The sequence below is a fragment of the Mycobacterium sp. BK086 genome (assembly GCA_004362315.1).
Classification (GTDB): domain Bacteria; phylum Actinomycetota; class Actinomycetes; order Mycobacteriales; family Mycobacteriaceae; genus Mycobacterium.
Map to the genome: position 1 here is coordinate 680234 of SNWL01000003.1, position 25192 is coordinate 705425.

Genomic DNA, 25192 nt, shown 5'->3' on the forward strand with positions numbered 1-25192 from the left:
CAATAGGCTGGCGAGCATGACCGAGCAGACCACCAATGTGAGCTCCGACATCGACAACGCGCATACCGTCGAGGTCTTCCTCGCCGCACTGCAGGACCAGGATCTGACGACCGCCGACGCGCAGCTGGACGACAACCTGGTCTACGAGAACGTCGGCTTCCCCACCATTCGCGGCCGCGCGCGGGCCATCAAGATGTTCAAGGGACTTCAGCGACCCAGCTTCGGGTTCGAAGCCAAGATCCACCGCATCGCCGTCAACGGTCCGGTCGTGCTGACCGAACGCACCGACGTGCTCGCGATCGGACCGGTGCGGCTGCAGTTCTGGGTGTGTGGCGTCTTCGAGGTGCACAACGGCCGAATCACCCTGTGGCGGGACTACTTCGACATGATGGACATGCTCAAGGCGACAGCCCGCGGGCTCATCGGTGCCGTTGTGCCTGCGTTGCGTCCGACGCTCTAGGCGCGGCGGAGCTGGCCCAGCTCGTCGAACGCCTGCGCCCAGCCCATCAGCCGGTCGGTCGCACCGGCCAGCTCGTTGCGGTAGCGCTGCTGGGACATCGGCGAGCTCGACATCGATCCGGTGTTGGCCGCCGACACCAGTTGCGCTGCGGCGGTGACCATTTCGTTGTACTGGCGCACGCCGGCATTGAGCTGAGCGGTGAACGCGTTGATGGTCGGCGCCAGATACGACTGCGAATGCGGCGTCTCGGTCGCGGCACGCTCCATCGAGACCACCTCGGCCGCCGTTGCCGCCATGGTCGCCGCGGTGCGGTCCGCGGCCTCGGTCAGTTCGCGAATTTCCTCCGGCGGCAACATGTTTCCGCGTGTCATCACGCCGAGCAGCGAGTGGAACCCCCGCTCGGAGGCACCCAGCGCCGACATCGACGGCCGTGCCACCGATCCGTGCGGGGGCAGCCGACGGCCGCTGACCTGACGCGCCGGCGGCAGCGGCTCGCCGCGCAGCCAGCGATAACGCAACAGCAACAGGGTCGCCGGAACCGCAGCACCCGCGGCGATCACACCGGTGATGATCAGGCCCCAGACCGGGACACTCCACGTCGCGAGCAGCCCGGTCACCGCCACCCAGAACACCGTCGCGAAACCGAAGAACAAACCCAGCCGCAGCGCCCAGCGCCGCTTACGCAGCAGCCGGGCACGCGGATCGGCAGCGGCACTGAGCTTTTGGGCCGCGGTGTCGGCGTACTCGCTGACGGTGTCGATACCCCGCTGCATGGCCGAACGCCATTGGCGCGATACGAATCCCGGTTTGTCCGGTGTCACCGCCATCGAAGAATTCGCCTCCTACTGTCCGAGTGGCTTCTCAGCCTCGGGTGTGACGGCCGGGGTGGCCGGTGCGGCGGTACCGCCCGCGGGAAGGGCATCTCCGCGCATGGAGGCACGGATCTGCTCGAGCCGGGAATGCCCGGCCATCTGCACGCTGGCCTGCTGCACTTCGAGCATCCGGCCCTGCACCGAGTTCTGCGCCAGTTCGGCCGACCCGATCGCGTTGGCGTAGCGGCGCTCGATCTTGTCGCGCACCTCGTCGAGGCTGGGGGTGTTGCCCGGCGCGGCGAGCTCGCTCATCGACCGCAACGAGGCGCTGACCTGCTCCTGCATCTTGGCCTGCTCGAGCTGGCTGAGCAGCTTGGTACGTTCGGCGATCTTCTGCTGCAGCATCATCGCGTTCTGCTCGACGGCCTTCTTGGCCTGGCCCGCGGCCTGCAGCGCCTGGTCATGCAGGCCCTTGAGGTCCTCCACGCTCTGCTCGGCGGTGACCAGCTGCGCGGCGAACGCCTCGGCGGCGTTGTTGTACTCGGTGGCCTTGGCGGCGTCACCGCCCGCGACCGCCTGATCGGCGAGGGTGAGCGCCTGACGGACGTTGACCTGCAGCTTCTCGATGTCGGCGAGCTGGCGATTCAGGCGCATCTCGAGCTGGCGCTGATTTCCGATCACCTGCGCGGCCTGCTGAGTCAGCGCCTGATGCTGCCGCTGGGCCTCTTCGATCGCCTGCTGGATCTGGATCTTCGGGTCGGCATACTCGTCAACCTTGGAGTTGAAAAGCGCCATCAGGTACTTCCACGCCTTGGTGAACGGATTCGCCATCAGATGCCCGCCTTCATATCGAGTGCCGCAATGAGATCGTCGAGCCCCAATTTATCGGTTCTCGATGCCTGGCCACACCCCTGTACGTATGTGACCCGGACCTGACCCGGTCAAACGGGCTCAGGCGACCGCCATCGCGACCGGATGCGGGATGACCACCTTGGTGGCGACGTCGATCACGCTGTCCTGAGCAGGCACGGCGGTCAACCGGGCGATGCGCTCGCGGTCGGCCATCTTCTCCCCGGCGTCGGTCAGTACCCGCGACAGCGGAACCTGGAGTGCGCTGCAGATCGCGCTGAGAAGCTCACTGGAGGCCTCCTTGCGGCCACGCTCCACCTCAGAGAGGTAGCCGAGGCTCACACGGGCCGAATCGGACACCTCACGAAGGGTGCGTCCCTGCGAGGTCCGGGCGTCACGAAGCACGTCACCGACCACCTCACGCAGCAGTACGGCCATTTGGTGTCCTCCTCCAAGAATTGCACTGACTACTGCAACGCCGAGGAGAGCCGAATTGGTTCCCAGGAAATCTCAAGTTCGCTCGACCAGGCCGGACAGCCGGCCGATGGCCTCGCGAACCGCCCCCAGTCGGATGTCCCACCGGGAGCCGTCGAGCGCCAGTTCGGCGACCTCCGTCGGCCCCGGGCCGGCCAGTCCTAGATAGACCGTGCCCACCGGATGCCCGCCGTGCGGTTCCGGGCCTGCCACCCCGGTCAGGCCGACGCCCCAGGTCGCGGCGCAGCGGTCGCGTGCCCCCTCGGCCAGCGCGGCCGCCGTCGGGGCGGCGACCGGGCCGACGTCGTCGAGCAGCTCACGCGGCACTCCGGCCAGCGTGATCTTGGTTTCGACGGTGTAGGTGACCAACCCGCCCCGAAGGACGACGCTGGCGCCGGGAACCCCGGCCAGGGTGGCCGCGAGCAGCCCGGCGGTCAGCGATTCCGCGGTGGCGACGCTCTGACCGCGCGCGGTCAGAGCCGCGACCAGCGCCCGGGCCGCATCATCGACCAGCGGATCGCTCACGGGAGTCCTTGATCGCCGACACCACATAGTCGATCCCGGTGAGCACCGTGAGTACGACCGCGGCCCACATGATCACCCAGGCCACGGTCAGCCACGGCGAGGGCCAGTTGTGCAGCGGCAGCACGAACAGGCCGATCGCGACGGCCTGAACCAGTGTCTTGAGCTTGCCGCCGCGGCCGGCGGGGATGACGCCGTGACGCAGGACGACCAGGCGCAGCACTGTGATACCGAGCTCACGCACCAGGACGACCACCGTCACCCACCACGGCAGGTCGCCGAGCATCGACAGGCCGATCAGCGCGGCGCCGATCAGCATCTTGTCGGCGATCGGATCAGCGAGCTTGCCGAATTCGGTGACCATGCCGTACGTGCGGGCCAGTGAACCGTCGAACCGGTCGGTGATGACCGCGACCGCGAAGATAACGAAAGCTGTTATCCGATAAGTGGTTTCGTGGCCGTCGCCGGCGAACAGGGCCAGCAGTAAGACGGGGACCAGGACCAGCCGGACACCGGTCAGCAGGTTGGCGACGTTGGCCACCCGCACGCGCGGGACTTCTGAACCGGTTTGGGGTTGTCCCGACACCGCAACAGAATATCGGTTGGCAGGCGGGCGCCTCACGCCCGATACTCTGCACCCGTGAGCCCTGATGTCGTCGTCCGCCGCGCCCGCACCTCGGATGTCCCCGACATCAAGCGTCTGGTCGACACCTACGCAGGCAAGATCCTGCTGGAAAAGAACCTGGTCACGCTGTACGAGGCGGTCCAGGAGTTCTGGGTGGCCGAGCTCGACGGCGAGGTCGTGGGCTGTGGGGCGCTGCACGTGCTGTGGGCCGACCTCGGCGAGGTACGCACCGTCGCCGTCAACCCGAAGGTCAAGGGCCGCGGGATCGGGCACGCTGTCGTCGACCAGCTGCTCACGGTCGCCCGTGAGCTCGAGCTGCAGCGGCTGTTCGTGCTGACCTTCGAAACGGAGTTCTTCGCCCGGCACGGCTTCGCCGAGATCGAGGGCACACCCGTCACGTCCGAGGTCTACGAGGAGATGTGCCGCTCCTACGACATCGGTGTCGCGGAGTTCCTCGACCTGTCGTACGTGAAGCCCAACATCCTCGGCAACACCCGGATGCTGCTCAAGCTCTGACGCGTGAGCGCTCAACCAACTTCAGAAGTCGTCGTCGTCCGAGTAGTCGGTGCCTTCGTCGTCGCCGCCGCCGCCACGGATCGCCATCAGCGTCGCGGCCAGTTCATCGGGCTTGACCAGCACCTCGCGGGCCTTGGAACCCTCTGAGGGCCCCACTATGCTGCGGGTCTCCATCAGGTCCATGAGCCGGCCGGCCTTGGCGAACCCGACCCGCAATTTGCGCTGCAGCATCGAGGTCGAGCCGAACTGCGACGACACCACCAGCTCGACCGCCTGCAGGAAGACGTCCATGTCGTCGCCGATGTCGGGATCGACGTCGCTGCGGTCCCCGGTCGGCTTGGCGTTGGTGACGCCCTCGGTGTACTCGGGCTCGGCCTGGTCCTTGCAGGCCTGCACGACGGCGTGGATCTCCTCGTCGCTGACGTAGGCGCCCTGCAGCCGCTCGGGCTTGTTGGCGCCCATCGGCAGGAACAGACCGTCGCCCATACCGATCAGCTTCTCGGCGCCCGGCTGGTCCAGGATGACCCGACTGTCGGTGAGCGACGACGTCGCGAAGGACAGCCGCGACGGGACGTTGGTCTTGATCAGGCCGGTGACCACATCGACGGACGGCCGCTGGGTGGCCAGCACCAGGTGGATACCGGCCGCGCGGGCCTTCTGGGTGATCCGCACGATCGCCTCTTCGACGTCACGCGGCGCGGTCATCATCAGGTCGGCGAGCTCGTCGACGACGGCCAGGATGAGCGGGTACGGCTTGTACACGCGCTGGCTGCCCAGCGGCGCGGTGATCTCCCCGGAGCGCACCTTGGCGTTGAAGTCCTTGATGTGGCGCACCCGTGAGGCCTTCATGTCCTGGTAACGCTGCTCCATCTCCTCGACCAACCAGGCCAGCGCCGCGGCCGCCTTCTTCGGCTCGGTGATGATGGGCGTGATCAGGTGCGGAATGCCTTCGTACGGTGTGAGTTCCACCATCTTGGGGTCGATGAGGATCATCCGGACCTCATCGGGGGTCGCGCGGGCCAGCAACGAGACCAGCATCGAGTTGACGAAGCTGGACTTACCCGAACCGGTGGAGCCGGCCACCAACAGGTGCGGCATGTCGGCCAGGTTGGCCGAGACGAAGTCGCCCTCGATGCCCTTACCCAGGCCGATCACCAGCGGGCGGTGGTCGCCACGAGTGGACGGCGCGGTGAGAACGTCTGCCAGACGGACCATTTCGCGGTCAGTGTTGGGCACCTCGATGCCGACGGCAGACTTGCCGGGGATCGGGGCAAGGATGCGGACGCTTTCGGTGGCCACCGCATACGCGATATTGCGCTGCAGCGCAGTGATTTTCTCGACCTTGACGCCGGGGCCGAGTTCGACCTCGTAGCGGGTGACGGTCGGCCCTCTGGTGCAGCCGGTGACCGTGGCGTCGACCTTGAACTGCTGCAGGACGGACGTAATCGCCTCTGCCATCTGCTCATTGGCCGCGGTGCGCCGCTTCGGCGGGTCACCGGCGACCAGCATGTCCAGCGACGGCAGCGTGTACGGCCCTTCGACCACCCGATCAAGAACCTTGGTGTCCTGCACGGGCTTGGGAGCGGGCTCCGGCTTGGGCGCAGGTTTCTTGCGCCGCGCCTTGACCGGCTCGGGAACCGTGGGCGCATCCTCGTCGAGCGGGTAGTTGTCCAGCGGCGTGCCGACCGGGCCCTTGGCTCCCGGCCAGGCCGCGGCCTCGTCGGTGTAGGACCGTGGGTCGTCGTAGTAACCGTCGGAGAAGTCTTCTGGCTCAGCCGGTTCGACGGCTTCGGGCTCGTCGTAGTCGTCGTACTCGTCCTCGTCGTCGTAACGGGCACGGGTACTGAACATCGCGTAGACCGTCTCGGGCACTTCGCGAATCGTGGTGCCGGTCAGCAGCAGCAGCCCGAACAACGCGGCGATGATGAGCAGCGGGGTGGCGATCCACGGGGACAGCCCATCGGACAGCGGGCCCCCGATCGCGAAGCCGATGAAACCGGCGGCGCGCTGACGGGCGGCCGGATCCTGCGGCGCACCCGACCACAGGTGCCACAGCCCCAGCACCGGCAGGGCGATCATCGCGCAGCCCAGAATCAACCTCGGCCGGGCGTCGGGGTTGGGCTCGGTGCGCATCAGAAGGACGGCGACCACGCAGATGATGACGGGCAGCAGAACCACCGCGCCGCCGACCATGGTGCGCAGCACCGAGTCGATCCAGGCGCCCACCGGCCGGGCGGCGTCGAACCAGGAACTGGCCGCGATCACCACCGAGACGGCGAGCAGCCCGAGGGCCAATCCGTCTCGGCGATGACCGGGCTCGATGTCACCGGCTCGACCGACCGAACGGGCGGTCGAGCCGGCCCCCTTGGCCAACATCAGCCAGGTCGCCCGCGCAGCCCGCCCACTGGCTGCTGCGGCGGTGGCGACCGGCGACGAGTTCCGCTTCTTGGCAGGCTTGCGCCGCGGGGCCGGCTTTGCCGACCGCGTCGCACCCTTTGACCTGGTCGTTCGCGCGCTTGAGCGAGCGGCCGTCTTGTTCGCCATGCGGGTCAGCCTAGTCCCAATCGCCCCATCTGCACCACCCACAACACCCGTTACACGGCGCGTCGTTGCCAGACTGCGACAAACCCCGCCAACGGCCGATAAATGCGCCCTGAGCCGCTCACCGGGACCCCATCACGTACCGATACGAAGTAGGGCTAACGTAAGCGCCGTCACACCTACCCGAGAGGCTCGCTCATGCCCGTCGTCGTCGTTGCCAGCTTCACCGTCAAGCCCGAGTCCGTCGATGCCGTCCGCGAGGCCTGCAAGACGGCGGTCGCAGCGGTCCACGAAGAGCCTGGGTGCGACCTGTACGCCGTCCACGAGGGCGACAAGACGTTCGTGTTCGTCGAGCAGTGGGCCGATGAAGAGGCCCTCAAGACCCACAGCACCGCGCCCGGCGTGACCGCGCTGTTCGGTGCGATCGGTGAGCACCTCGACGGTGCCCCGGACATCAAGATGCTGGAGGCCATTCCGGCCGGCGACCCCGCCAAGGGCCTGGTCCGCCCCTAAGCCATGGGTGAACTCGACGGCAAAGTCGCACTGATCACCGGCGCGGCCCGGGGGCAGGGCCGCGCGCACGCGCTGAAACTGGCCTCCGAAGGCGCCAGCATCATCGCGGTCGACCTGTGCGGCCAGATCGCCAGCGTGCCCTATCCCATGGCAACGCCCGAGGACATGGCCGCCACGGTCAAGCTCGTCGAAGACACCGGGGCCCGCATCGTCGCCCGCGAGGCCGACGTCCGCGATCGGTCGGCGCTGAAGGCCGCCGTCTACGCGGGCATCGAGGAACTCGGTCGGCTCGACATCGTGATCGCCAACGCCGGTATCGCCCCGATGGCCGACGACGGCGCCTGGCAAGACGTCATCGACGTCAACCTGACCGGGGTCTATCACACCGTCGACGTGGCGATGAAGCCGATGATCAAGCAGGGTGACGGCGGCGCGATCGTGCTGACCAGCTCGGTGGCCGGACTGGTCGGCATCGGCGCCCCCGTCGCCGGGTCACTCGGCTACACCGTCGCCAAGCACGGTGTGGTCGGCTTGATGCGGGCGTACGCCAATTTCCTTGCCGCATTTAATATTCGGGTCAACTCGGTGCATCCAGCCGGGGTGAACACCCCGATGATCGACAACGAGTTCACCCGATCCTGGCTCGAAGGCTTCGCTCAGCAGATGCAAGGCGGCCCTGATATGAGCAATGCGCTGCCGGTACAGGCGCTGGAACCCGAGGACATCGCCAACGCGGTGTTCTATCTGGTCTCGGATGCCGGCCGTTATGTCACCGGGGTCACGTTGCCCGTCGACGCGGGTTTTACCAACAAGCGCTAGAACTCGTCTCTGCTGAAGATCCCGTCGCGGAGAACCACCTCGGCGCCGACGATGTCGCCGGCCAGGGCCCACGCCATCAATTCCTGGTCGTGGCTGCGGGCCACGGCGCGGCGGCCGTCAGGCAAATCGGCCACGACGATCGCCCGCTCAGGCCGATCACCGTCGAACACAACGGTATACGCGACGATCCGCGCGGTTCCCTGAGCGTCGACGGCGACCGGCAGCTGCGGTTCCTCGCCGGCGACCGCGTCGGTGACGTCGATGGTCTCGAAGGCCTCGGGCGGCGCCTCGGCGGTGATCACCAACGCCCCCTGCTTGGTGTACAAACCGCTCACACTGCTGATCAGCGCGGCACGAGAGTCCGGACCGGTCAATCGCTGTGCTGCCGCGGCAATCGCATGCAGGACATAGCTGTTGAGCGGACCGCCGGCGAAGGACATCCCACCGGTCAGGGTCAGGTCTCGTCCCGCCGGGACACGCAGCGCCTGAGCGCCGATGAAGACCGGTGCGGGAAACGCGGAGTACAAATCCAGCAGCTCGATCTCGGACACGTCGCGCTTCATCCGCTGAGAGATCGTCTCGCCGATGATCCGCATGGCCGCCGGCTGGCTGAGCCGGGTGCGGGCAGCCACGGGCACAACGTGATTGGACTCGACGGCCACGGCCGGGTAGCGCCGCGCCGCCGCGGGGATGCCGAGTTCGTCGGCGTGGCGGTGGGTCGTGATGACCAGCGCGCATCCTTGATCGACGGTCCAGGTCGTCGACAACAACTTGGTGTAGGGAAACGCCAGCATCGGATTGCTCTCCGACGGGTTGCGCAGCTCGTCTGGACGATAGCCGTTGGCACGCACCGCATCCGGGTTCTTCTGCGCGATCTCGGCGAATCGGGCGTACACCCGGGCGATCTCGTCGCGGCGCTCCTCGACCCCCTGCCCGTTCTGACTGCGCCAAAAGCTGTCGATCAGGGCGTAGTACGCCGGAGTGGCGGAAAGCCCGGCGGCGACCTCTGCCGGGTGTGACATGCTCGCGTCGAAATCCGGCGAGGTCAGCGACTCGTCGGGCACCACACCCGCCGCCTGGGTGGTGACAGGCACATCGTGCCCGCGGGCGGCCGCCCTGACCTTCCGATAGTGCGCCTCGCCACCGACTATCAGCGCCACGCGGTGAGTCCCGGTCTGGACGGCCCGGCAGGCGTGGCTGACCAGTGACTGCTGCATCACGCCGATATGCGCGAGCACCGTGTGCACGTCGGCGGCGCCGATTCGGTCCGCCACCAGCCGCGCGGGATCCGCGTACCGGGTCAGGCCCGCGGTGGCACCAATCCAGTCGATGTCGGCGGCGTCCACACCCGATGCCTGCAACGCCCCACGCGCCGCGCTTGCCATGAGGTCGGCTGCTTCCTGACCGTCGCGAGGATCATGGTCGCGGCGGCTGAGCGCATGCCAGCCGACGAGAACTGGAGTCGACGGGTCGATGGCTGACACGCAAGCTGTCTACCACACGCTGCACTACGATCGGGTGACGATGACACCCGATCTGGACCTCACCAGCGTCCCGGCGTGGGCCGTCGAACCCGCTTGTCCGACCGCCGATCTGACCGGCCGGCACTACACGGTGCTCGCCATCGGGACCGACGCGGCGGAGATCGCTGAGCAATGGACGGCGCAGATCATCGCCGAGCATCCTGAGGCCCAACCGCGCGTGCATCTCGTCACCGATGCCGACGCGGCCCGCGCCGCACTGGACACCGACCTCGCGGACGCGGTGGTCGGCTGGCGGCTGCTGCTGGCGGGTCCCGCGCACATGTGCCTGCGGGTCCGCGCCCGCGCACTGGAAGCCGGCGCGGCCGACGACGAAATCACCGTCGCGAGCACCGAAGTGGATACCCGCGAGATCTATTGCGCGCACTGCCGGATCACCACGACGGCTTCCGCGGGGTTGTCCGACGAGATCCCCTGCCCCGCCTGCGGCCGTGGGCTGTTCGTCTACCACCACGTCTCGCGGCGGCTCGGCGCCCACCTCGGATTCGCGACCGCTGCCGACCGGGCACCATGAGCGCGCTGACGCTGGAGGTCGTCACGATCGACGATCACGTGCCCGGGATCAGGACTCTGAGCCTGGCCCGCGCCGATCGTGGTGTGCTGCCGTCCTTCACTCCCGGCAGCCACATCGTCATCCAGTGGGCCGGCGGCGCCAACGCCTATTCGCTGACCGGCGAGACCGCCGCACCCCGTGAATATGTGGTGTCGGTGCTCGAATGCCCGCAGGGCCGTGGTGGATCACGCTGGATTCACCGGGAACTAAGGGTGGGCAGCACAATCCATACTCATCTGCCGCGCAGTGCGTTCGCCCCGGTCCTGCGCGCCAGCCGACACCTGCTGGTCGCCGCCGGCATCGGAATCACTCCGATGATTTCGCATCTGCGCAGTGCCCGGCGCTGGGGCCGCGACGTGCGACTGCTGTACATCCACCGCGAGGGCCGCGGCGCCTACGTCGACGAGATCGCCTCGCTCACCGACCACGCGTCGTTCTTCACCGACCGCGCGGCATTTCTCCACGAGCTCAAGGCAGCACTGGCCGGACAGCCGTTCGGCACGCACCTCTACCTCTGTGGCCCAAGCCAATTCATCGACGACGTCGTCGTCGCCGCCACCGACCTGGGCTGGCGGGCCAGCCGCATCCACGTCGAGCATTTCGGCGGCGAGCTGGCACCCGGTGACCCATTCGAGGTCGAATTGGCAAGCAGTGGCGATGTTTTCACGGTTGAGTCGGGTGTCTCGCTGCTGGAGTCGCTGACGGCTCACGGGCATAATGTGCCCAGCCTGTGCCATCAGGGTGTGTGCGGCGAATGCCGGGTGCCGGTGCTCGCAGGCGAGGTGCTGCACCGCGACCTCTACCTCACCGCCGAGCAGCGCCGCGACTCGATGATGGCCTGCGTCTCCCGCGGGACCGGCCGGGTGGAGTTGGACCTATGACCGTATCCGCACCGGATCTGGTGGCGTCGTTCCCTTTTCCCTACACCGCCGATTCCTACCGCTACAGCACGAACATCTCCCCCGCCGCGGTCGTCGTCGAAACCGCGACCGGGCAGTGGGGCCAGCGGGTGGTGGATATCGACAGCGAGTACGCCCATGAGATCGCCGAGCGGCGCCGCATTCTGGCGGCCGACCCGTCACGTCACGCGGTGCTGCCGCACATGCGCGTCGCGTGCTGGGACACCCTGATGGTGTTGATGACCGAGCTCGCCACCGCCTACCCGGACACGATGTCGCTGACCCGTGACGGCGACAGGTGGCACTGGCGCAACCAATTGCTGGGTATCGAACAGGATTTCGTGATCGGCGACGAGTCCAGCCTGCCGTGCGATCCGCTGGCCTACATCGCCGACCAGGTTCAGGAGGACATCGTGCTGCTCGACCAGCGCGATGGCGACCTCTTCGCCGATGCGGGTGTGGTGACCTTCGCCGCGGGCTGGTCGTTCGGTTTCGACGTCGGGATGACGTTCCTGGAGATCCACGGGCCGGTTCCCCGGTTGCGCGAGACCGGGGTGATCACCCGGGCGCGGGAATTCCTGATGCGCCTGCAGCCCAACGACATGTACCGCCGGACCAATTGGTCGATGACGGTGGGACGGCGCCTGGACGTCTCCACCGAAGCATTTCCCGAGTGGCTGCCCGACCGCGATCACCTCGACGCGCTCGACGACGATGCCTTCGGCCGGCTGATCCACCTGCGGGTGGAGGTCCAGCATCTGATCCGGCTGCCCGAGTCCGGGGCGATCTGCTTTCTGATCCGCAGCTACATGCTGCCGCTGGTCGATATCGCGACGGTGGACGAGTGGCGCACCCGGATGGCTGCGGTGCTCGCCGAATTGCCTTATGACATGGTCGAATACAAGGGGCTCAGCACCTATCGGGACCGCGCGGTGTCCTGGCTCGGCGCGCGCTGAACACCCGGAGCCCGTAGCGCTGAAGCACCCGCGACAGCGGTGAGCACCAACATCGTCACCAACGGCCACACGGCGGGTGCACCTTCAGCGATCAGGCCGAGGGCGAAGCCCGAGACGATCATTGCCACACTGATGACGATGTGGGTACAGCTGATGAGAACGGCCGCGTCGGCGCCGTCGGCATGACCGAAGATCCAGTCGTAGGCGGCGGGCAGCAGAGCCTGGTTGGCGACCGCCGACAGCAGCATGGCGGGTCCGAACGCCCACAGACCCGGCACGACGTGCCACTGCTGCGACGCGATGCACAGCGCGGCCGCCACCACACTGATCAATGCGCTACACAGGTACACCCCGCGCGCACCCCACTGCCTGCGCACCAGCCGCCACAGCGGGATCCCGGCCAGCAGACCAACCCCGACGAAGACCAGGAACTGGTCCACCTTGACGCTCTCGGCGAGGAACTCGGCAGCATAGATGGCATAGAACGTGGGCGTGAGGATCACCGGGACGAATACGAGGTTGGTGGTCATAAACTGCCGCAGCCATCGGTTGTTCAGTAACTGAGTGCGCCCCTCGCGCAGCGTGTCGATCATCCGCGCCGGACCGCGCGCCAACTCCACACCAGGGGCCCGCAGCGTCGCGCAGCACACCGCGCCCACCAGCATCGCCACCACGGAGACCCAGAGCAGGTCGGCGTCGTGCCAGCGAGGCGAATCCGGCAGCAGGTGGCCCGCCGTGAAGGCGGTGATGAGGACCACGAGTGCGCCGCTGTACCCCGCCTGTCGCAACATCAGGTCGCCGCGCTCCTGCGCCGACAGCAGCGCCGACATCGCCATCGGTGAGACCACCTGTGAGCTTCCGGTGACGGTGCCGATGAGCAGGCACGCCAGCAGCAGTGGATAGGCGAACAGCCAGCGTGGCGCGAGCGCGATGTCCAGTGCCACCAGCGCGGTCAGAGTGGCCTGGGTGAGCGCGATGCCGACCAGCAAGCCGGTGACCGACACGGCCATGCGTAATACCTTGGGGCCGAGCATCGTTCCCACCATGGTGCCCGCGGTGAACGCCGGCGCCAGCAACGCCACCACCACGGCGGGACTGCCCAGCTGATCGGCCATGTACGGGATGACGGCTGAGATGCTGCTGACCTGGACGCCGACTTTGAAGAAGGTGCCCTGGGTCAGCAGCACCCGATAGTTCTGTCCGCCTTGCAAAGGGCGCGCCATAACTCAGAAAGCATAGGAAATCTCAGAGCGAGCGGACGTTAAATCTCGATGACGGTCGGCACGATCATCGGCTGGCGCCGATAGGTCTCCCCCACCCACTTACCGACCGTCCGCCGCACCACCTGCGCGATGCGGACCGGATCGGCGACCTTCTCGGCGGCTAGCGATTCCAGCTCCGCCTCGACCTTGCGGGTGACCGGCTCCAACGCCTTGGGGTCCTCGGAGAAGCCACGCGAGTACAGGTGCGGCGGGCCGGCCAGCCGCCCGGTCTCGCGATTGATCACGATCGTCGCCGCCACGAACCCCGAGCTCAGGATCAGCCGCTCACCCAACGTCGCCTCGCCCACGTCGCCCGAGATCAGCCCGTCGACGAACATCTTTCCGACCGGCACCGCACCCGCGATCGAGACCCGGCCACCCACCAGGTCGACGCTGACGCCGCTCTCCGCGACCACGATGTTCTCCTCGGGCACGCCGCTACGGGCGGCCAGCTTGGCGTTGGCGCGCAGCATGCGCCAGGTGCCGTGCACCGGCATCACGTTGCGCGGCCGCACCCCGTTGTAGAGGAAGAGCAGCTCACCAGCGTAGGCGTGACCCGAAACATGCACCCGGACTTGCTGATTGGTGACCACTCGGGCGCCGATCTTGGCCAGGTCGTCGATGACGCCGTAAACGGCCTCCTCGTTACCCGGGATCAGCGACGACGACAGGATGATCAGGTCGTCGGAGGTGATCGTGATGCTGCGATGTTCCCCGCGCGACATCCGCGACAGCGCCGCCATCGGCTCGCCCTGGGTGCCGGTGGTGATCAGCACCACCTGTCCGGGCATCATCTCCTCGGCCATCGCGATATCGACGACGTTCTGGTCGTCGACATTCAGGAATCCCAGTTCCCGGGCGATCGCCATATTGCGCAGCATGGACCGCCCGACGAACGAGACCCGGCGGCCCAATGCGATTGCGGCGTCGACGATCTGCTGCACGCGGTCGACGTTGGAGGCGAAGCACGCCACGATCACCCGCTGGCCTTCGGCGCCACGCATCAGCCGGTGCAGATTGGGCCCGACTTCGCTTTCCGACGGCCCGACCCCGGGAATCTCCGAGTTGGTCGAGTCGCACAGGAACAGATCCACTCCGGCGTCGCCGAGGCGCGACATGCCCGGCAGGTCGGTCGGACGGCCGTCCAGCGGCAGCTGATCGAGCTTGATGTCGCCGGTGTGCAGCACGGTGCCGGCGCCGGTGTGGATGGCGATCGCCAGCGCGTCCGGAATCGAGTGGTTGACCGCGAAGTACTGACATTCGAACACCCCGTGGGTGCTGCGCTGTCCCTCGGCGACTTCGACGAATACCGGATTGACCCGGTGCTCACGGCATTTCGCGGCCACCAGGGCGAGGGTGAACTTCGATCCCACCACCGGGATGTCGGCGCGCATCTTCAGCAGATACGGGATCGCGCCGATGTGGTCCTCATGGGCGTGGGTGAGGACCAGGGCTTCGATATCGTCGAGCCGGTCCTCAATCAAGCGAAGGTCCGGCAGGATCAGGTCGACGCCGGGTTCATCGTGGTTCGGGAAAAGCACACCGCAGTCGATGATCAGCAAGCGGCCGAGATGCTCGAAAACGGTCATGTTGCGGCCGATTTCGTTGATGCCGCCCAGCGCGGTCACGCGCAGACCTCCCGGGGCCAGTGGCCCGGGAGGTGACAGCTCCTCGTTCATCGCAACACTGCGGCCGCACGCAGGTCGGCGGCCAGTTCGTCGAGTTGTTCTGGGGTGGGAGACATTTGCGGCAACCGTGGCTCGCCCGCGTCGATGCCCTGCAGCTGCAGGCCGGCCTTCGCGAAGGTGACCCCGCCGAGGCGGGTCTGCGCGGCGTTCAGCGGTGCCAGCGTGACACCGATCTTGCGCGCGGTCGCGATGTCACCGGAGTTGAAGGCGGTCAACATGTCTCGCAGCTGGCTGGCGGCGACATGTCCCCAGACGCTGACGAAACCGACCGCGCCCATCGCCAGCCAGGGCAGGTTCAGGGCGTCGTCACCGGAGTAGTAGGCCAGGCCCGTCTCGGCCATGATCTGCAGACCACCGTGCAGGTCCGCCTTGGCGTCCTTGACCGCGACGATGTTGGGGTGCGCAGCCAGGGTGCGCATGGTGTCCCACTCGATCGGGATGACCGAGCGCGGCGGGATGTCGTAGAGGATCACCGGCAAATCAGTGGCATCGGCAATCGTGGTGAAGTGCGCAACCAGACCCGACTGCGGCGGCCGCGAGTAATACGGCGTGACGACCAGCAGGCCGTGGGCACCCTCGGCGGCAGCCGTCTTGGCCAGGTGCACGCTGTGCGCCGTGTCATAGGTGCCGGCGCCGGCGATGATGCGGGCCCGGTCGCCGACGGCCTCGAGAACCGCCCGCAGTAGGGCCAGCTTCTCCGCGTCGGTGGTGGTCGGCGACTCACCGGTGGTGCCGGACAGCACCAGGCCATCGCAGCCGGAATCGACCAGATGGGTGGCTACCCGCGCGGCGGCGACCGTGTCCAGCGTGCCGTCGGGCTTGAACGGAGTCACCATTGCGGTCAGAACGGTGCCCAACTGGGCGCTGACATCGATTCCGCTGGTGCTCACGGACACCTAGATTACCCGCTCCGGGTCATGCCTCCGTAGCCAGCGGGGACGTCGCGACCTCCGTGCCGTCGGCCAGTTCGCTGATCTCGAAGTCGGCGAAGACCGCGGGTGCGGTGTCGGCCAGTTGACGCAGGCAGGCGATCGCGAGCCGGCGAATCTCCACGTCGGCGTGCTCACTGGCCCGCATCGCGATGAAATGCCGCCAGGCCCGGTAATTGCCGCTCACCACGATCCGGGTCTCGGTGTCATTGGGTAGTACCGCGCGGGCCGCCTGACGTGCCTGCTTGCGCCGCAGCATCGCGTTGGGCTGGTCAGCGAATTTGGCCTCCAGCCGGGTCAGCAGCTCCAGGTAGGCGGCGCGGCTGGCGTCGGCCGCCTCGAGCAGGATCTGCTGCAGCTCCGGGTCGTCCTCCAGTCCGGGCGGCACGACGACCTGGGCGTCGTTCTCGGGCACGTACCGCTGCGACAGCTGAGAGTAGGAGAAGTGCCGGTGCCGGATCAGCTCGTGCGTGCAGGATCGCGAGATGCCGGTGATGTAGAACGACACCGACGCGTGCTCGAGCACCGAAAAGTGGCCGACATCGATGATGTGCTTGAGGTAGGAGGCGTTCGTCGCCGTCCGGGGATTCGGCTTGGACCAGCTCTGATAGCAGGCGCGCCCGGCGAACTCGAGCAGCGCCTGGCCACCGTCGGCGTCGGTGTCCCAGGGCACGTCGGCAGGCGCCAGGAACTCGGTCTTGGCGATCAGCTGCACGCGCAGCGGCGCGATCTCTGCCACGGGCTCACCTTAGTGCGCTTACGCGCCGTCACCGGTCAGGTCCCCGGCATACCGAATCTGATTCCCGCCGCTGCGTTTGGCGTCGTACATGGCGGCGTCGGCCCTCGCGATCAGCCATTCGATGAGCTCGAGCGGTTTGAGCGCCGGGGCGCGAATCACGGTCGACGCCAAACCCAGGCTGGCTGTCACGCCCCACGGAAGAGCGGCGATGGCCCTGCGCAACTCCTCGGTGCGCTCCCGCGCGTCGTCGAGGGTGGCCAACTGGGCGAAGAGGAATTCCTCGCCGCCGGCCCGGGCGATCGCGGTGTCGCTTCCACTGGCGTGCCGGAGGCTGTCGGCGACGGCAACGAGAACCGCGTCGCCCGTCGGGTGGCCCATGGTGTCGTTGAGTCTCTTGAAGCCGTCCAGGTCGATCATGGCGACCGTGAAGTACGGCCGGGATCGGTAGTCCGCCTGCCGCAACAGCGTGCGCGCGGATCGGAAGAAACCGCGGCGGTTGGGCAGACCGGTGAGCGTGTCGGTCGACGACTTCACGGCATCGATCGACAACCAGTGGACGAGGACCTGCCCGCAGAATGGGACCGCCAACATTCCGCCACACAGGATGAGCAACTTGGCCACCGCCATCGCGGTATCGCCGGTCATCGCGATCCGCACGGCACTGACAGCTGCTGTGGCCACGCCGGTGCCGAGTGTCAGAACCAGGAGCGGTGCGGTGTGAAAGAACGCGACGTAGCCGGCCAGCCCGACGAAAGCCACCGCGCCGATCATGGCGGTGCGCGGATCGGACTCCGCCAGGACGCCCGCCGCCACGCACGCATTACCTGAGATCGAAAACACTTGCGACTGAATGCGAGTCGGCCACCGACAGAGGTACCACAGCGCCGTACCTGCCAGCACGGCGCTGGCCAGGCAGGTGACGATGCGCTGCGCGGGAGTCTGCGGCCCGGACGGGCTGGCCAGGGCCAGCGCGATCGCGGCAGCGATCGTGAGCAACACGGCGAACATCAGCCCGCGCATGAACGGCTGAAGGTGGCGGGCCTTCAGGTAGGACGACAGCCAGTCATAGTGATCTGGCTGCCGCCACCACAGACCGATGCTGTGCACTTGTCCCCCGCGCCCCATGCTGTGACCGTGATTTGCCCCCGATGGTAGTGATGTGGGAGGGCTGTCATAGCAACTTCACGCAGGTCGGTCTGATCATCCTGCGCGACAACGGTGTTCGCGTCAGCGCAGGGCTTGCCGCAGAGCGGGCGCCAGATCTCCGCGTCGTCCGACCGTGAGATCAGCAAGTCCCAGCCAGGACGCCATCGACCGGAGTTCGGCAGCCAGCCGGGGCGCGACGACGGCGGGCTCATGACCCGGCTCGGTGAACGCGCCGACCACGTTCAACCGATCGCTGGTCCGCTCGGCCTTGAGGTCGACGCGACCGACGAGGCGCCCGTCGAGCAGAAACGGCCACACGTAGTAACCGAACTGACGCTTGGGTGCGGGCGTGTAAATCTCTATGCGGTAATGGAATTCGAACAGTCGCTCGACCCGCGGGCGGAAGAAGATCAGCGGGTCGAACGGGCACAGCAGTGCGGTGCCACGGTCCACCCGCGGCACGGTCTGCCCAGCGCGCAGATAGGCCGGAGCCGACCAGCCGTCGACCTCGACCTCCTCCAGCTCACCTTCGGCGACCAGCGCGGCGACCGCCGGCTTGCTCTGCTTGGGGTTCAGCCGGAAGTAGTCGCGCAGATCGGTTTCGGTGCCCACCCCGAGCGCGCCGGCCGCGCGCAGGATCAGCTCCCGCACCGCCTCGACGTCGTCGACGTCGCGGGCGAACACGTCGGGCGGCAGCACCCGCTCGCTGAGGTCGTAGTGCCGGGCGAACCCGACCCGGGTGGCGGTGGTCAACGCCCCCGAGGACCACAGCGCCTCGGCCACCCACTTGGTGTCACTGCGGTCCCACCACGGGCCCTTGCGGCCACGTGGTTCGGATTCCATGTGCGCCTCGATCTGCCCCGCGGTGCTCGGGCCGCGCTCGGCGACCGCGGCGAGAATGTTCTCGGCCAGCCGGGGGTTTTTCTTGACGATCTCGGTACCCCACCGCCCGTGGCTGTATTCGCGCATCCGCCAACGCATTAGCGGCCAGTCTTCGACGGCCATCAGCGCGGCCTCGTGCGCCCAGTATTCGACGAGCAGCCGCGGCGCGCGGGCACTGTGGCTCCATGCCGCACTGTCGAGCACATCGCGGTCGTAGGGGCCGAGCCGGCTGAACACCGGCGCGTAGTGGGCGCGCACCGCCACCGACACCGAGTCCAGTTGCAGCACCTGGATGCGATTGATCAGCCGACGCAGGTGTGCCCGGGTGACGGGTCCGCGCGGCTTGGGCTCGGCCAGGCCCTGCGCCGACACGGCGACTCGCCGGGCCTGATCGGCAGACAGCCGGGTCATGCGCGCAAGTAGCGATGGAACCGGTAGCGCAGCCCTGACGTGCTGGTCTGCCAGTCCCCGGACGTGCCGACCCACGATTCGTCGAGGAGGGGTGCCAGCGCGTCGTCGTCCTGCAGGCGCAGGTCGACGTCGAGTTCGGTCACCTCACAGTGCGTCGCCAGGGGCAGGGCGAGGTGGTAGATCTCCGCCCCGCCGATCACCCACGCACTGTCGTCGGTCACCTCGTCCAACCCGCTCACCACGGTCGCTCCGTCAGCCATGTAGTCAGCTTGCCGGGTGAGTACGACATTTTTCCGGCCCGGCAGCGGCCGCACCGAGGCGGGCAGCGACTCCCAGGTGCGCCGGCCCATCACCACGGTGTGGCCCATCGTGAGGTCCTTGAAGCGCGCCAAGTCCTCGGGCAGGCGCCACGGGATACCGCCGTCGCGGCCGATGACACCTGAGGTCGACTGCGCCCAAATGAGGCCAATACTCATACGGCGACGGGCGCCTTGATCGCCGGGTGCGGATCGTAGTTGCGGATCTCGACGTCCTCGAACTGGTAATCGAAGATCGAATCACGATGAGCCAAAACAAGTTCCGGGTACGGACGCGGGTCACGGCTCAGTTGCTCGGTGACCTGTTCGATGTGGTTGTCGTAGATGTGGCAGTCACCGCCGGTCCACACGAACTCCCCGACATCCAGGCCGGCCTGATCGGCCATCATGTGGGTCAACAACGCGTAGCTGGCGATGTTGAACGGCACGCCCAGGAACAGGTCGGCGCTGCGCTGATAGAGCTGGCAGCTCAGCCGTCCGTCGGCCACATAGAACTGAAACAGCGCGTGGCACGGCGCCAGCGCCATCTGCGGAATCTCGCCGACGTTCCACGCCGAGACGATGATCCGGCGGCTGTCCGGGTCAGTGCGCAGCAGGTCCAGAGCGGCACTGATCTGGTCGACGTGCTCACCCGACGGCGTCGGCCACGACCGCCACTGCACGCCGTAGACCGGACCGAGATCGCCAGTGGGAGAAGCCCATTCGTCCCAGATACTCACGCCGTGCTCCTGCAGCCAGGCGACGTTGGAGTCGCCGCGCAGGAACCACAGCAGTTCGTAGACGATCGACTTGAGGTGCACCTTCTTGGTGGTGATCAGCGGAAAGCCGGCCGATAGGTCGTAGCGCAGCTGGTGGCCGAACAGGCTGCGGGTGCCGGTGCCGGTGCGGTCGGATTTCGGGGTGCCCTGCTCGAGCACAAGTCGCAGCAGATCCTCGTACGGCGTGGCGATCGGCACGCCGCTCAGCTTACGTCCGGCAGCGGAGAGTACAAACGAAGCCATGCCGACCATCTCTGACACCGTCACCACTGCCGATGGCACCTGTCCGGTCACGCTCGCCGTTCCCGACGGGCAGGGACCGTGGCCCGCGGTGATCATGTATCCCGACGCGGGCGGTACCCGCGCGACGTTCGTGGACATGGCGGTCCGGCTGGCCGGCCTGGGCTACGTGGTGCTGGTACCCGACGTGTACTACCGCAGCGGTGACTGGGCGCCGTTCGACATGGCGACCGTGTTCGGTGACGGTGCCGAGCGGCAACGGCTGTTCTCGATGATCAGCACCGTCACCCCCGAAGCGATGGCGTCCGACGCCCGGGCGTTCTTCGACTATCTCGCGGCCCGACCCGAGGTCAGCGGTGAGAAGTTCGGCACCACCGGCTACTGCATGGGCGGCCGTACCTCACTGATCGTCGCCGGCCGGGTCCCGGAGCGAGTGGCAGCGGCGATGTCGTTCCACGGCGGCGGGCTGGCCGCCGAAGACCCGGCGAGCCCGCATCTGCTGGCCGACAAGATCTGCGCGGTGGTCTACGTCGGCGGGGCCCAGGACGACGCGTCCTTCACCGCCGCCAATGCCGAGACCCTGGACAAGGCATTGACCGACGCCGGCGTCGAGCACACCATCGAGTGGTATTCAGCCGCCCACGGTTTCGCGGTGCCGGACAACCCGCCCTACGACGAATCCGCGGCGCAGCGGCACTGGGATGCGATGCGCGACGTCTTCGGAGCGCACCTAACTCGTTGAGTCGTGGTGGTGGTTGCGGCGCAGGCTGGCCACCGCGCGGATGACGCCGCGGGAGGCGTAGACCGCGACGATGCCGGACAGCACGATCAGGATGATGAACATGATCAGCCAGTTGCTGCGGCTGTGCGGCACGTTCCACCAGACGATGGTGAACAGGACCGCGCAGACGAAGACCACGATGTCGCGCCAGTTGCCCTTGTAGGACGCGGCGATCTCACGCAGTTCGCGGCTTTTCTCGGTGGCGGTGATGAGGTCAGCGATGCGCTCGTCGATGCTCTTGCGCAGCGCCGCGCGTAGCTCGGCGTTCTCTTCGGGGATCTTGTCCAGCAGCTCGATATCGTCCTTGATCGCGCCGCGGATGTCCGGGCCCCGCAAGTTGCCCGCGGCGACGCCCAGCAGCGCACCGCCGGCGATCGGGGCGGCTCCCAGCGCGATGTCAGCGATTCCCATGCCTGAAGACGGTAGGACCGACCGGCCCGCCGGTCCAGGAAGCGCGCTAACTCGTGTCGGTCTCGAACGCTGCTAGAGGCGAGGTCGCAGGCACAATGACGTATTTTGACTAGGCGAGCCGATCACGACCGGAGGGCGAGACCGATCCCACCCACACGTCAGCAGAGTGACAACGCCAAGCGTCGCGACGAGCGTCGCAGCGCCGACCGGCGGGCGTCCAACGAGCGCTGGCGCAGCATCCTGGCCGGCGCCGCGGATGTCTTCCGGCGCGAGGGCTTCGGCCGGGCCCGGCTCGAAGACGTCGCCGCGCAGGTGGGCATCAACCGGGCCTCGCTGTACTACTACGTCGGCACCAAGGAAGAACTGCTGATCGCGCTCATCGAGGAGCCTGCGCGGGAGATGACCCGCCACTGCCGTGAAGCGCTGGAGTCCGAGGGGCCTGCCGATCTCAAGCTGCGCCGCGCGCTGCGCCATTTCGTCGATGACCTGCAAAATCACCCCGAACTGTTTCTGCTGTTCGGCGAAAGTCACCACATCACCGCGATTCCGGAAGCCGACGGCATCATCGCCAACGCCGAGGACTACCGGCAGACCCTGCTCGCGATCATCGAGGACGGCATCGCCACCGGCGACTTCCGGCAAGATCTGGATGCGCGGCTGGTGATGTACGGGGTGCTGGGCATGCACAACTGGATCCACCACTGGTATGTGCCGGGCGGACGGAACTCACTGGCCGAGATCGGCGATGTCTTCGCCGAAATGGTCCTCTCTGGACTACGCCCCTGCGCTAGCCACCCATGATCGTGCTGAAGAGTTCGGCCATCTCGTCGGCCGGCCCCGACGGCACCGTGTAGTCGCGTTCGTCGCGGATCTCACCGAGGTGGTCGCGGACATCCTCGACCGAGAGCCCCGGGGCGTAGTAGCCCTTGGTTCTGCCGATGAAGAAGCGCGCGACATGTCCGGCGCCGACGGTGAAGATCTCGCCGGTGACCGGGCAGTCGTCGTGGGCGAGATAGGCCACTACGGGCGCGACGTGTGCGGGGTCGAGCCGGTCGAGGAAGGGGCGCATGATCTCCTCGGCCGCCGCGACGGCGGCCGGATCGTCGAGTTGGGCGACATTACCCAGCGAGTAGTCCAGCATCCGCGTCGCGGCGATGGGCGCGATCGCGTTGACCCTGATGTCGACGTCGGCGCTCTCCGCGGCGAGCACCCGCGTCAGTCCGATCAGTCCGGTCTTGGCGGCGCCGTAATTGCTCATCCGCGACGATCCGAGAATGCCTGCGGCAGAACAGGTATTGACAATGCGGCCGTAGCCGGCCGCTCTCATCGCCGTCCATGCGGGCCGCGTGACGAAGAAAGCTCCCTTGAGGTGCACGTCCAGCAGCGGACTGAAGATCTCCTCAGTCATCTCTTCAAAGGGCGAATCACGCACCGTCCCAGCATTGTTCACCAGGATGTCGATCCGGCCCCAGGCGTTCAGCGCGGTGTCGATGATCGCCTGTCCGCCGTCGCCCGTCGCAACGGTGTTGGTGTCGGCGATGGCTTCGCCACCGTTGTCGATGATCTCGCGGACTGTCGCGTTCGCGGCGCCGGTTTCCGATCCGTCGCCGGTCACCGACCCGCCCAGGTCGTTGACGACGACGCGGGCGCCGCGCGCGGCGAGCAACAACGCGTATTCTCGGCCCAGTCCCCGGCCCGCTCCGGTGATGACGGCGACCCGGCCGTCGAATCGCAGTTCGCTCACAGCGGCCAGCTGTCCGGGATGGGCGCGCGCCGAAGTGCCACCGAGGGAGGCAATTTGCGTGGCTCCGGTGTGGTGATCGCGTCGAGCATCAGTGCGACGTAGCGGCGGGAGCCATCGCTGCCGGGGTCCATGGTCCACAGCACGCTGTTGAGCATCGCGATGATGCGGGGCAGGTCATCGGCGACGAGGTCGGCACGCACCAGGCCGGCCTCCTGGGCGCGGCGGGTCAGGTCGTAGAGCGCCTCGTCGAGCCGCACCGACACGTTGTCCAGTGCGTCAGCCTTTCTGGCCGCCGCGAGGATGCTGTGCTCGCGCGCGCCAAGCGCGATCGCGGCCTCGATGAGATCGGCGAGCCCGCGCAGCGGGTTGCGGTTGTTCACCGCTTTTTCGATTGCGGGAGAGAGATTTTCGGCAATGCTCTGATCCAGCACGGCTCTGATCAGAGCAGCCTTGGTGGGAAACCGGCGATACAGCGTGCGCTCGCCGACTCCGGCCCGGCTGGCGACAAGCTCCATCTGCGCGTCCGGTCCGACCTCGGCGTACACCTCGCGGGCCGCGCGCAGTATCCGCTCGGCGTTGCGTGCGGCGTCTGCTCGTACTCCGGCGATCACCAGGTGACCGGGAGTTCCTTGAGACGCCAAATGGCTTGGTCGTTCATGAAGTCCAAGTCCTCCTCCGGTACCGCCAGCCGCAGCGTTGGGAGCCGGCGCGCCAGCGAGGTCAGCGCGATCTGCAACTCCGTACGTGCCAGGTTCTGACCGACACACTGGTGGATCCCGTACCCGAACGCAAGATGCCCGCGGTTGTTGCGGTCGACATCGAAGAGCTCGGGACGCGCGGTGAACACCGGATCATAATTGCCCGCAGTCAGGTTCATCATCACGTGGTCGCCTTTGCTGATCAGCTGCCCGCCGAGTTCGAAGTCCTCGGTGGCGACTCGGTCGACCAGTCCACTGTGCACAATCGTCAAGTAGCGCAACAATTCATCGACAACCTGAAGACCGGCCGCCGAGTCGCCATCCCGCAGGATCGCGAAGGCGTCCGGATTCTTCAGCAGCACCAACGTCCCCAGCCCGATCATGCTGGCGGTGGTCTCGTGACCGGCCTGCAGCATGACCCATCCGGTCATTGCGGCCGTCATCACGGAGATATCACCGTTCGCGACATTCTCGTTCATCAAGCGGGACAACAGATCATCACCCGGCTCAGTCTTCTTGCGCTGCAATAGTTCGGTGATGTAGTTGATCATCGTCATGATCGATTCGATCCGCTGCTCGTCGGTGGTCTTGACGTCCAGCCCGGCGACGCTGTGTTCCTCGAAGAACTCGTGGTCTTCGTAGGGCACCCCCAGCAGCAGGCAGATCACCAGCGACGGAACGGGTAGCGCGAAATCGCGCACGAGGTCGCTCGGTGGCCCGGCCGCAATCATGGCGTCCAGGAATCCGTCGACGAGCTTCTGGATGTCGGGTGCCATCTCCTTGGCCCGCCGCACAGTGAAGTCTCGGGTCAGCATGCGGCGCAAGCGGTTGTGTTCGGGATCGTCGGTCCGGGCGAAGAACACCGGCGTCTCGTCATCGTCACCGGTGACCTTGGTCGAGTCCGGAAGCGAGTTGGCGCTCAGACGGGGGTCGGTCAGCGCAGCGCGGATCTCCTCGTATCTACTGACCACCCACGCCGACTCCCCGGTGAACAAGTTGGTTGCGTGGCACAGCCCCGGGTCCTCGCGCCACCGCGCGAAGTCGGCCGGTGGATCAAGCGGGCACCCGGACGAACGCGGCGCCGGCATCGTTGGGGTGGCCACGGC

Annotated in this window: 28 protein-coding genes; 9 read left to right on the forward strand and 19 right to left on the reverse strand. The window is 67.2% G+C overall.

Features of this window, described 5'->3' with window-relative positions:
- Positions 1 to 16 precede the first annotated feature (16 nt).
- Complete coding sequence (locus EV580_RS03260; protein WP_133689694.1) at positions 17 to 460, forward strand: limonene-1,2-epoxide hydrolase family protein; 444 nt, start codon at positions 17 to 19, stop codon at positions 458 to 460.
- Here EV580_RS03260 and pspM read toward each other — a convergent pair.
- The 5 genes from pspM to pgsA form a co-directional block, all read right to left on the reverse strand.
- A complete protein-coding gene (gene pspM, locus EV580_RS03265) occupies positions 457 to 1287 on the reverse strand; it encodes a phage shock envelope stress response protein PspM (protein WP_133689695.1) in 831 nt (276 codons plus the stop codon). The two genes, EV580_RS03260 and pspM, sit on opposite strands and share 4 nt — an antisense overlap.
- A gap of 15 nt (positions 1288 to 1302) precedes the next feature.
- The gene (gene pspA, locus EV580_RS03270; protein WP_133689696.1) at positions 1303 to 2103 is read right to left on the reverse strand and encodes a phage shock protein PspA; all 801 of its coding nucleotides are present in this window, start codon (positions 2101 to 2103) and stop codon (positions 1303 to 1305) included.
- A gap of 120 nt (positions 2104 to 2223) precedes the next feature.
- A complete protein-coding gene (gene clgR / locus EV580_RS03275) occupies positions 2224 to 2559 on the reverse strand; it encodes a transcriptional regulator ClgR (RefSeq protein WP_133689697.1) in 336 nt (111 codons plus the stop codon).
- A 72-nt stretch (positions 2560 to 2631) separates the two neighbouring features.
- Positions 2632 to 3120 (reverse strand): CinA family protein, encoded by a 489-nt coding sequence (locus EV580_RS03280; protein WP_133689698.1) that lies wholly within the window; start codon positions 3118 to 3120, stop codon positions 2632 to 2634.
- Positions 3098 to 3703 (reverse strand): CDP-diacylglycerol--glycerol-3-phosphate 3-phosphatidyltransferase, encoded by a 606-nt coding sequence (pgsA, locus tag EV580_RS03285; protein WP_133689699.1) that lies wholly within the window; start codon positions 3701 to 3703, stop codon positions 3098 to 3100. The genes EV580_RS03280 and pgsA overlap by 23 nt, the downstream gene beginning before the upstream one ends.
- A gap of 54 nt (positions 3704 to 3757) precedes the next feature.
- Here pgsA and EV580_RS03290 point away from each other — a divergent pair, with 54 nt between their 5' ends.
- On the forward strand, positions 3758 to 4258 hold the full coding sequence (locus EV580_RS03290) for an amino-acid N-acetyltransferase (protein ID WP_133689700.1): 501 nt from the start codon (positions 3758 to 3760) through the stop codon (positions 4256 to 4258).
- A gap of 21 nt (positions 4259 to 4279) precedes the next feature.
- Here EV580_RS03290 and EV580_RS03295 read toward each other — a convergent pair whose 3' ends face one another.
- Positions 4280 to 6802, reverse strand: coding sequence for an FtsK/SpoIIIE family DNA translocase (locus EV580_RS03295; protein ID WP_133689701.1), 2523 nt, complete (start codon positions 6800 to 6802; stop codon positions 4280 to 4282).
- 195 nt (positions 6803 to 6997) lie between these two features.
- Between EV580_RS03295 and EV580_RS03300 the strand changes: the two genes are divergently transcribed.
- Together EV580_RS03300 and EV580_RS03305 are read left to right on the forward strand one after the other, a co-directional pair.
- Positions 6998 to 7312 (forward strand): putative quinol monooxygenase, encoded by a 315-nt coding sequence (locus EV580_RS03300; RefSeq protein WP_133689702.1) that lies wholly within the window; start codon positions 6998 to 7000, stop codon positions 7310 to 7312.
- A 3-nt stretch (positions 7313 to 7315) separates the two neighbouring features.
- The gene (locus EV580_RS03305) at positions 7316 to 8131 is read left to right on the forward strand and encodes a mycofactocin-coupled SDR family oxidoreductase (protein ID WP_133689703.1); all 816 of its coding nucleotides are present in this window, start codon (positions 7316 to 7318) and stop codon (positions 8129 to 8131) included.
- Here the strand turns inward: EV580_RS03305 and EV580_RS03310 are convergent.
- Positions 8128 to 9615 carry a TLP1 C-terminal extension domain-containing protein gene (locus tag EV580_RS03310; protein WP_133689704.1) on the reverse strand — a complete coding sequence of 496 codons (1488 nt, stop codon included), beginning with the start codon at positions 9613 to 9615 and terminating at the stop codon, positions 8128 to 8130. The genes EV580_RS03305 and EV580_RS03310 overlap by 4 nt on opposite strands.
- Here EV580_RS03310 and EV580_RS03315 point away from each other — a divergent pair.
- Genes EV580_RS03315 through EV580_RS03325 form a run of 3 tightly spaced genes read left to right on the forward strand, consistent with a single transcriptional unit; the run spans position 9605 to position 12080 of the window.
- Positions 9605 to 10186: a dimethylamine monooxygenase subunit DmmA family protein gene (locus tag EV580_RS03315; protein ID WP_255497106.1), complete on the forward strand. Its 582-nt coding sequence runs from the start codon at positions 9605 to 9607 to the stop codon at positions 10184 to 10186. The two genes, EV580_RS03310 and EV580_RS03315, sit on opposite strands and share 11 nt — an antisense overlap.
- The gene (locus EV580_RS03320; RefSeq protein ID WP_133689705.1) at positions 10183 to 11106 is read left to right on the forward strand and encodes a PDR/VanB family oxidoreductase; all 924 of its coding nucleotides are present in this window, start codon (positions 10183 to 10185) and stop codon (positions 11104 to 11106) included. Before EV580_RS03315 ends, EV580_RS03320 begins: the two co-directional genes overlap by 4 nt.
- Positions 11103 to 12080, forward strand: coding sequence for a heme-dependent oxidative N-demethylase family protein (locus EV580_RS03325; RefSeq protein WP_133689706.1), 978 nt, complete (start codon positions 11103 to 11105; stop codon positions 12078 to 12080). Before EV580_RS03320 ends, EV580_RS03325 begins: the two co-directional genes overlap by 4 nt.
- Here the strand turns inward: EV580_RS03325 and EV580_RS03330 are convergent.
- The 8 genes from EV580_RS03330 to EV580_RS03365 form a co-directional block, all read right to left on the reverse strand.
- A complete protein-coding gene (locus EV580_RS03330; protein WP_133689707.1) occupies positions 12041 to 13303 on the reverse strand; it encodes an MFS transporter in 1263 nt (420 codons plus the stop codon). The two genes, EV580_RS03325 and EV580_RS03330, sit on opposite strands and share 40 nt — an antisense overlap.
- A 38-nt stretch (positions 13304 to 13341) precedes the next feature.
- The gene (locus EV580_RS03335; protein ID WP_133689708.1) at positions 13342 to 15021 is read right to left on the reverse strand and encodes a ribonuclease J; all 1680 of its coding nucleotides are present in this window, start codon (positions 15019 to 15021) and stop codon (positions 13342 to 13344) included.
- Positions 15018 to 15920, reverse strand: a complete 903-nt coding sequence (gene dapA, locus EV580_RS03340) for a 4-hydroxy-tetrahydrodipicolinate synthase (RefSeq protein WP_133689709.1) — start codon at positions 15918 to 15920, stop codon at positions 15018 to 15020. Before dapA ends, EV580_RS03335 begins: the two co-directional genes overlap by 4 nt.
- A gap of 25 nt (positions 15921 to 15945) precedes the next feature.
- Positions 15946 to 16698: an FAD-dependent thymidylate synthase gene (gene thyX / locus EV580_RS03345; RefSeq protein WP_133689710.1), complete on the reverse strand. Its 753-nt coding sequence runs from the start codon at positions 16696 to 16698 to the stop codon at positions 15946 to 15948.
- A gap of 18 nt (positions 16699 to 16716) precedes the next feature.
- Entirely contained in the window at positions 16717 to 17823 is a 1107-nt protein-coding gene (locus EV580_RS03350) for a GGDEF domain-containing protein (protein WP_133689711.1), read from the reverse strand.
- Positions 17824 to 17925: 102 nt separating this feature from the next.
- Positions 17926 to 19137 carry a winged helix-turn-helix domain-containing protein gene (locus EV580_RS03355; protein ID WP_133689712.1) on the reverse strand — a complete coding sequence of 404 codons (1212 nt, stop codon included), beginning with the start codon at positions 19135 to 19137 and terminating at the stop codon, positions 17926 to 17928.
- On the reverse strand, positions 19134 to 19613 hold the full coding sequence (locus EV580_RS03360; protein WP_133689713.1) for a dihydrofolate reductase: 480 nt from the start codon (positions 19611 to 19613) through the stop codon (positions 19134 to 19136). Before EV580_RS03360 ends, EV580_RS03355 begins: the two co-directional genes overlap by 4 nt.
- Positions 19610 to 20410, reverse strand: a complete 801-nt coding sequence (locus EV580_RS03365) for a thymidylate synthase (protein WP_133691010.1) — start codon at positions 20408 to 20410, stop codon at positions 19610 to 19612. The genes EV580_RS03360 and EV580_RS03365 overlap by 4 nt, the downstream gene beginning before the upstream one ends.
- Before the next feature lie 43 nt (positions 20411 to 20453).
- On the opposite strand from EV580_RS03365, the gene EV580_RS03370 reads away from it, so the two are divergent.
- The gene (locus EV580_RS03370) at positions 20454 to 21194 is read left to right on the forward strand and encodes a dienelactone hydrolase family protein (RefSeq protein WP_133689714.1); all 741 of its coding nucleotides are present in this window, start codon (positions 20454 to 20456) and stop codon (positions 21192 to 21194) included.
- Here EV580_RS03370 and EV580_RS03375 read toward each other — a convergent pair.
- Positions 21183 to 21644 (reverse strand): hypothetical protein, encoded by a 462-nt coding sequence (locus tag EV580_RS03375; protein ID WP_133689715.1) that lies wholly within the window; start codon positions 21642 to 21644, stop codon positions 21183 to 21185. The genes EV580_RS03370 and EV580_RS03375 overlap by 12 nt on opposite strands.
- 105 nt (positions 21645 to 21749) lie before the next feature.
- On the opposite strand from EV580_RS03375, the gene EV580_RS03380 reads away from it, so the two are divergent.
- Positions 21750 to 22445 carry a TetR/AcrR family transcriptional regulator gene (locus EV580_RS03380; RefSeq protein ID WP_221218456.1) on the forward strand — a complete coding sequence of 232 codons (696 nt, stop codon included), beginning with the start codon at positions 21750 to 21752 and terminating at the stop codon, positions 22443 to 22445.
- Here the strand turns inward: EV580_RS03380 and EV580_RS03385 are convergent.
- Genes EV580_RS03385 through EV580_RS03395 form a run of 3 tightly spaced genes read right to left on the reverse strand, consistent with a single transcriptional unit; the run spans position 22432 to position 25174 of the window.
- The gene (locus EV580_RS03385) at positions 22432 to 23388 is read right to left on the reverse strand and encodes an SDR family NAD(P)-dependent oxidoreductase (protein WP_133689716.1); all 957 of its coding nucleotides are present in this window, start codon (positions 23386 to 23388) and stop codon (positions 22432 to 22434) included. The two genes, EV580_RS03380 and EV580_RS03385, sit on opposite strands and share 14 nt — an antisense overlap.
- Positions 23385 to 23999 (reverse strand): TetR/AcrR family transcriptional regulator, encoded by a 615-nt coding sequence (locus tag EV580_RS03390; protein WP_286171433.1) that lies wholly within the window; start codon positions 23997 to 23999, stop codon positions 23385 to 23387. The genes EV580_RS03385 and EV580_RS03390 overlap by 4 nt, the downstream gene beginning before the upstream one ends.
- Positions 23996 to 25174 carry a cytochrome P450 gene (locus EV580_RS03395; protein ID WP_133691013.1) on the reverse strand — a complete coding sequence of 393 codons (1179 nt, stop codon included), beginning with the start codon at positions 25172 to 25174 and terminating at the stop codon, positions 23996 to 23998. The genes EV580_RS03390 and EV580_RS03395 overlap by 4 nt, the downstream gene beginning before the upstream one ends.
- Positions 25175 to 25192 lie beyond the last annotated feature (18 nt).

Bases quoted from the DNA above. Each gene is read 5' to 3' on its own strand.
- EV580_RS03260 (WP_133689694.1), top strand. From the start codon at position 17: ATGACCGAGCAGACCACCAATGTGAGCTCCGACATCGACAACGCGCAT.
- pspM (WP_133689695.1), bottom strand. From the start codon at position 1,287: ATGGCGGTGACACCGGACAAACCGGGATTCGTATCGCGCCAATGGCGT.
- pspA (WP_133689696.1), bottom strand. From the start codon at position 2,103: ATGGCGAATCCGTTCACCAAGGCGTGGAAGTACCTGATGGCGCTTTTC.
- clgR (WP_133689697.1), bottom strand. From the start codon at position 2,559: ATGGCCGTACTGCTGCGTGAGGTGGTCGGTGACGTGCTTCGTGACGCC.
- EV580_RS03295 (WP_133689701.1), bottom strand. From the start codon at position 6,802: ATGGCGAACAAGACGGCCGCTCGCTCAAGCGCGCGAACGACCAGGTCA.
- EV580_RS03300 (WP_133689702.1), top strand. From the start codon at position 6,998: ATGCCCGTCGTCGTCGTTGCCAGCTTCACCGTCAAGCCCGAGTCCGTC.
- EV580_RS03305 (WP_133689703.1), top strand. From the start codon at position 7,316: ATGGGTGAACTCGACGGCAAAGTCGCACTGATCACCGGCGCGGCCCGG.
- EV580_RS03315 (WP_255497106.1), top strand. From the start codon at position 9,605: ATGGCTGACACGCAAGCTGTCTACCACACGCTGCACTACGATCGGGTG.
- EV580_RS03320 (WP_133689705.1), top strand. From the start codon at position 10,183: ATGAGCGCGCTGACGCTGGAGGTCGTCACGATCGACGATCACGTGCCC.
- EV580_RS03325 (WP_133689706.1), top strand. From the start codon at position 11,103: ATGACCGTATCCGCACCGGATCTGGTGGCGTCGTTCCCTTTTCCCTAC.
- EV580_RS03330 (WP_133689707.1), bottom strand. From the start codon at position 13,303: ATGGCGCGCCCTTTGCAAGGCGGACAGAACTATCGGGTGCTGCTGACC.
- EV580_RS03335 (WP_133689708.1), bottom strand. From the start codon at position 15,021: ATGAACGAGGAGCTGTCACCTCCCGGGCCACTGGCCCCGGGAGGTCTG.
- EV580_RS03350 (WP_133689711.1), bottom strand. From the start codon at position 17,823: ATGGGGCGCGGGGGACAAGTGCACAGCATCGGTCTGTGGTGGCGGCAG.
- EV580_RS03355 (WP_133689712.1), bottom strand. From the start codon at position 19,137: ATGACCCGGCTGTCTGCCGATCAGGCCCGGCGAGTCGCCGTGTCGGCG.
- EV580_RS03360 (WP_133689713.1), bottom strand. From the start codon at position 19,613: ATGAGTATTGGCCTCATTTGGGCGCAGTCGACCTCAGGTGTCATCGGC.
- EV580_RS03370 (WP_133689714.1), top strand. From the start codon at position 20,454: ATGCCGACCATCTCTGACACCGTCACCACTGCCGATGGCACCTGTCCG.
- EV580_RS03375 (WP_133689715.1), bottom strand. From the start codon at position 21,644: ATGGGAATCGCTGACATCGCGCTGGGAGCCGCCCCGATCGCCGGCGGT.
- EV580_RS03395 (WP_133691013.1), bottom strand. From the start codon at position 25,174: ATGCCGGCGCCGCGTTCGTCCGGGTGCCCGCTTGATCCACCGGCCGAC.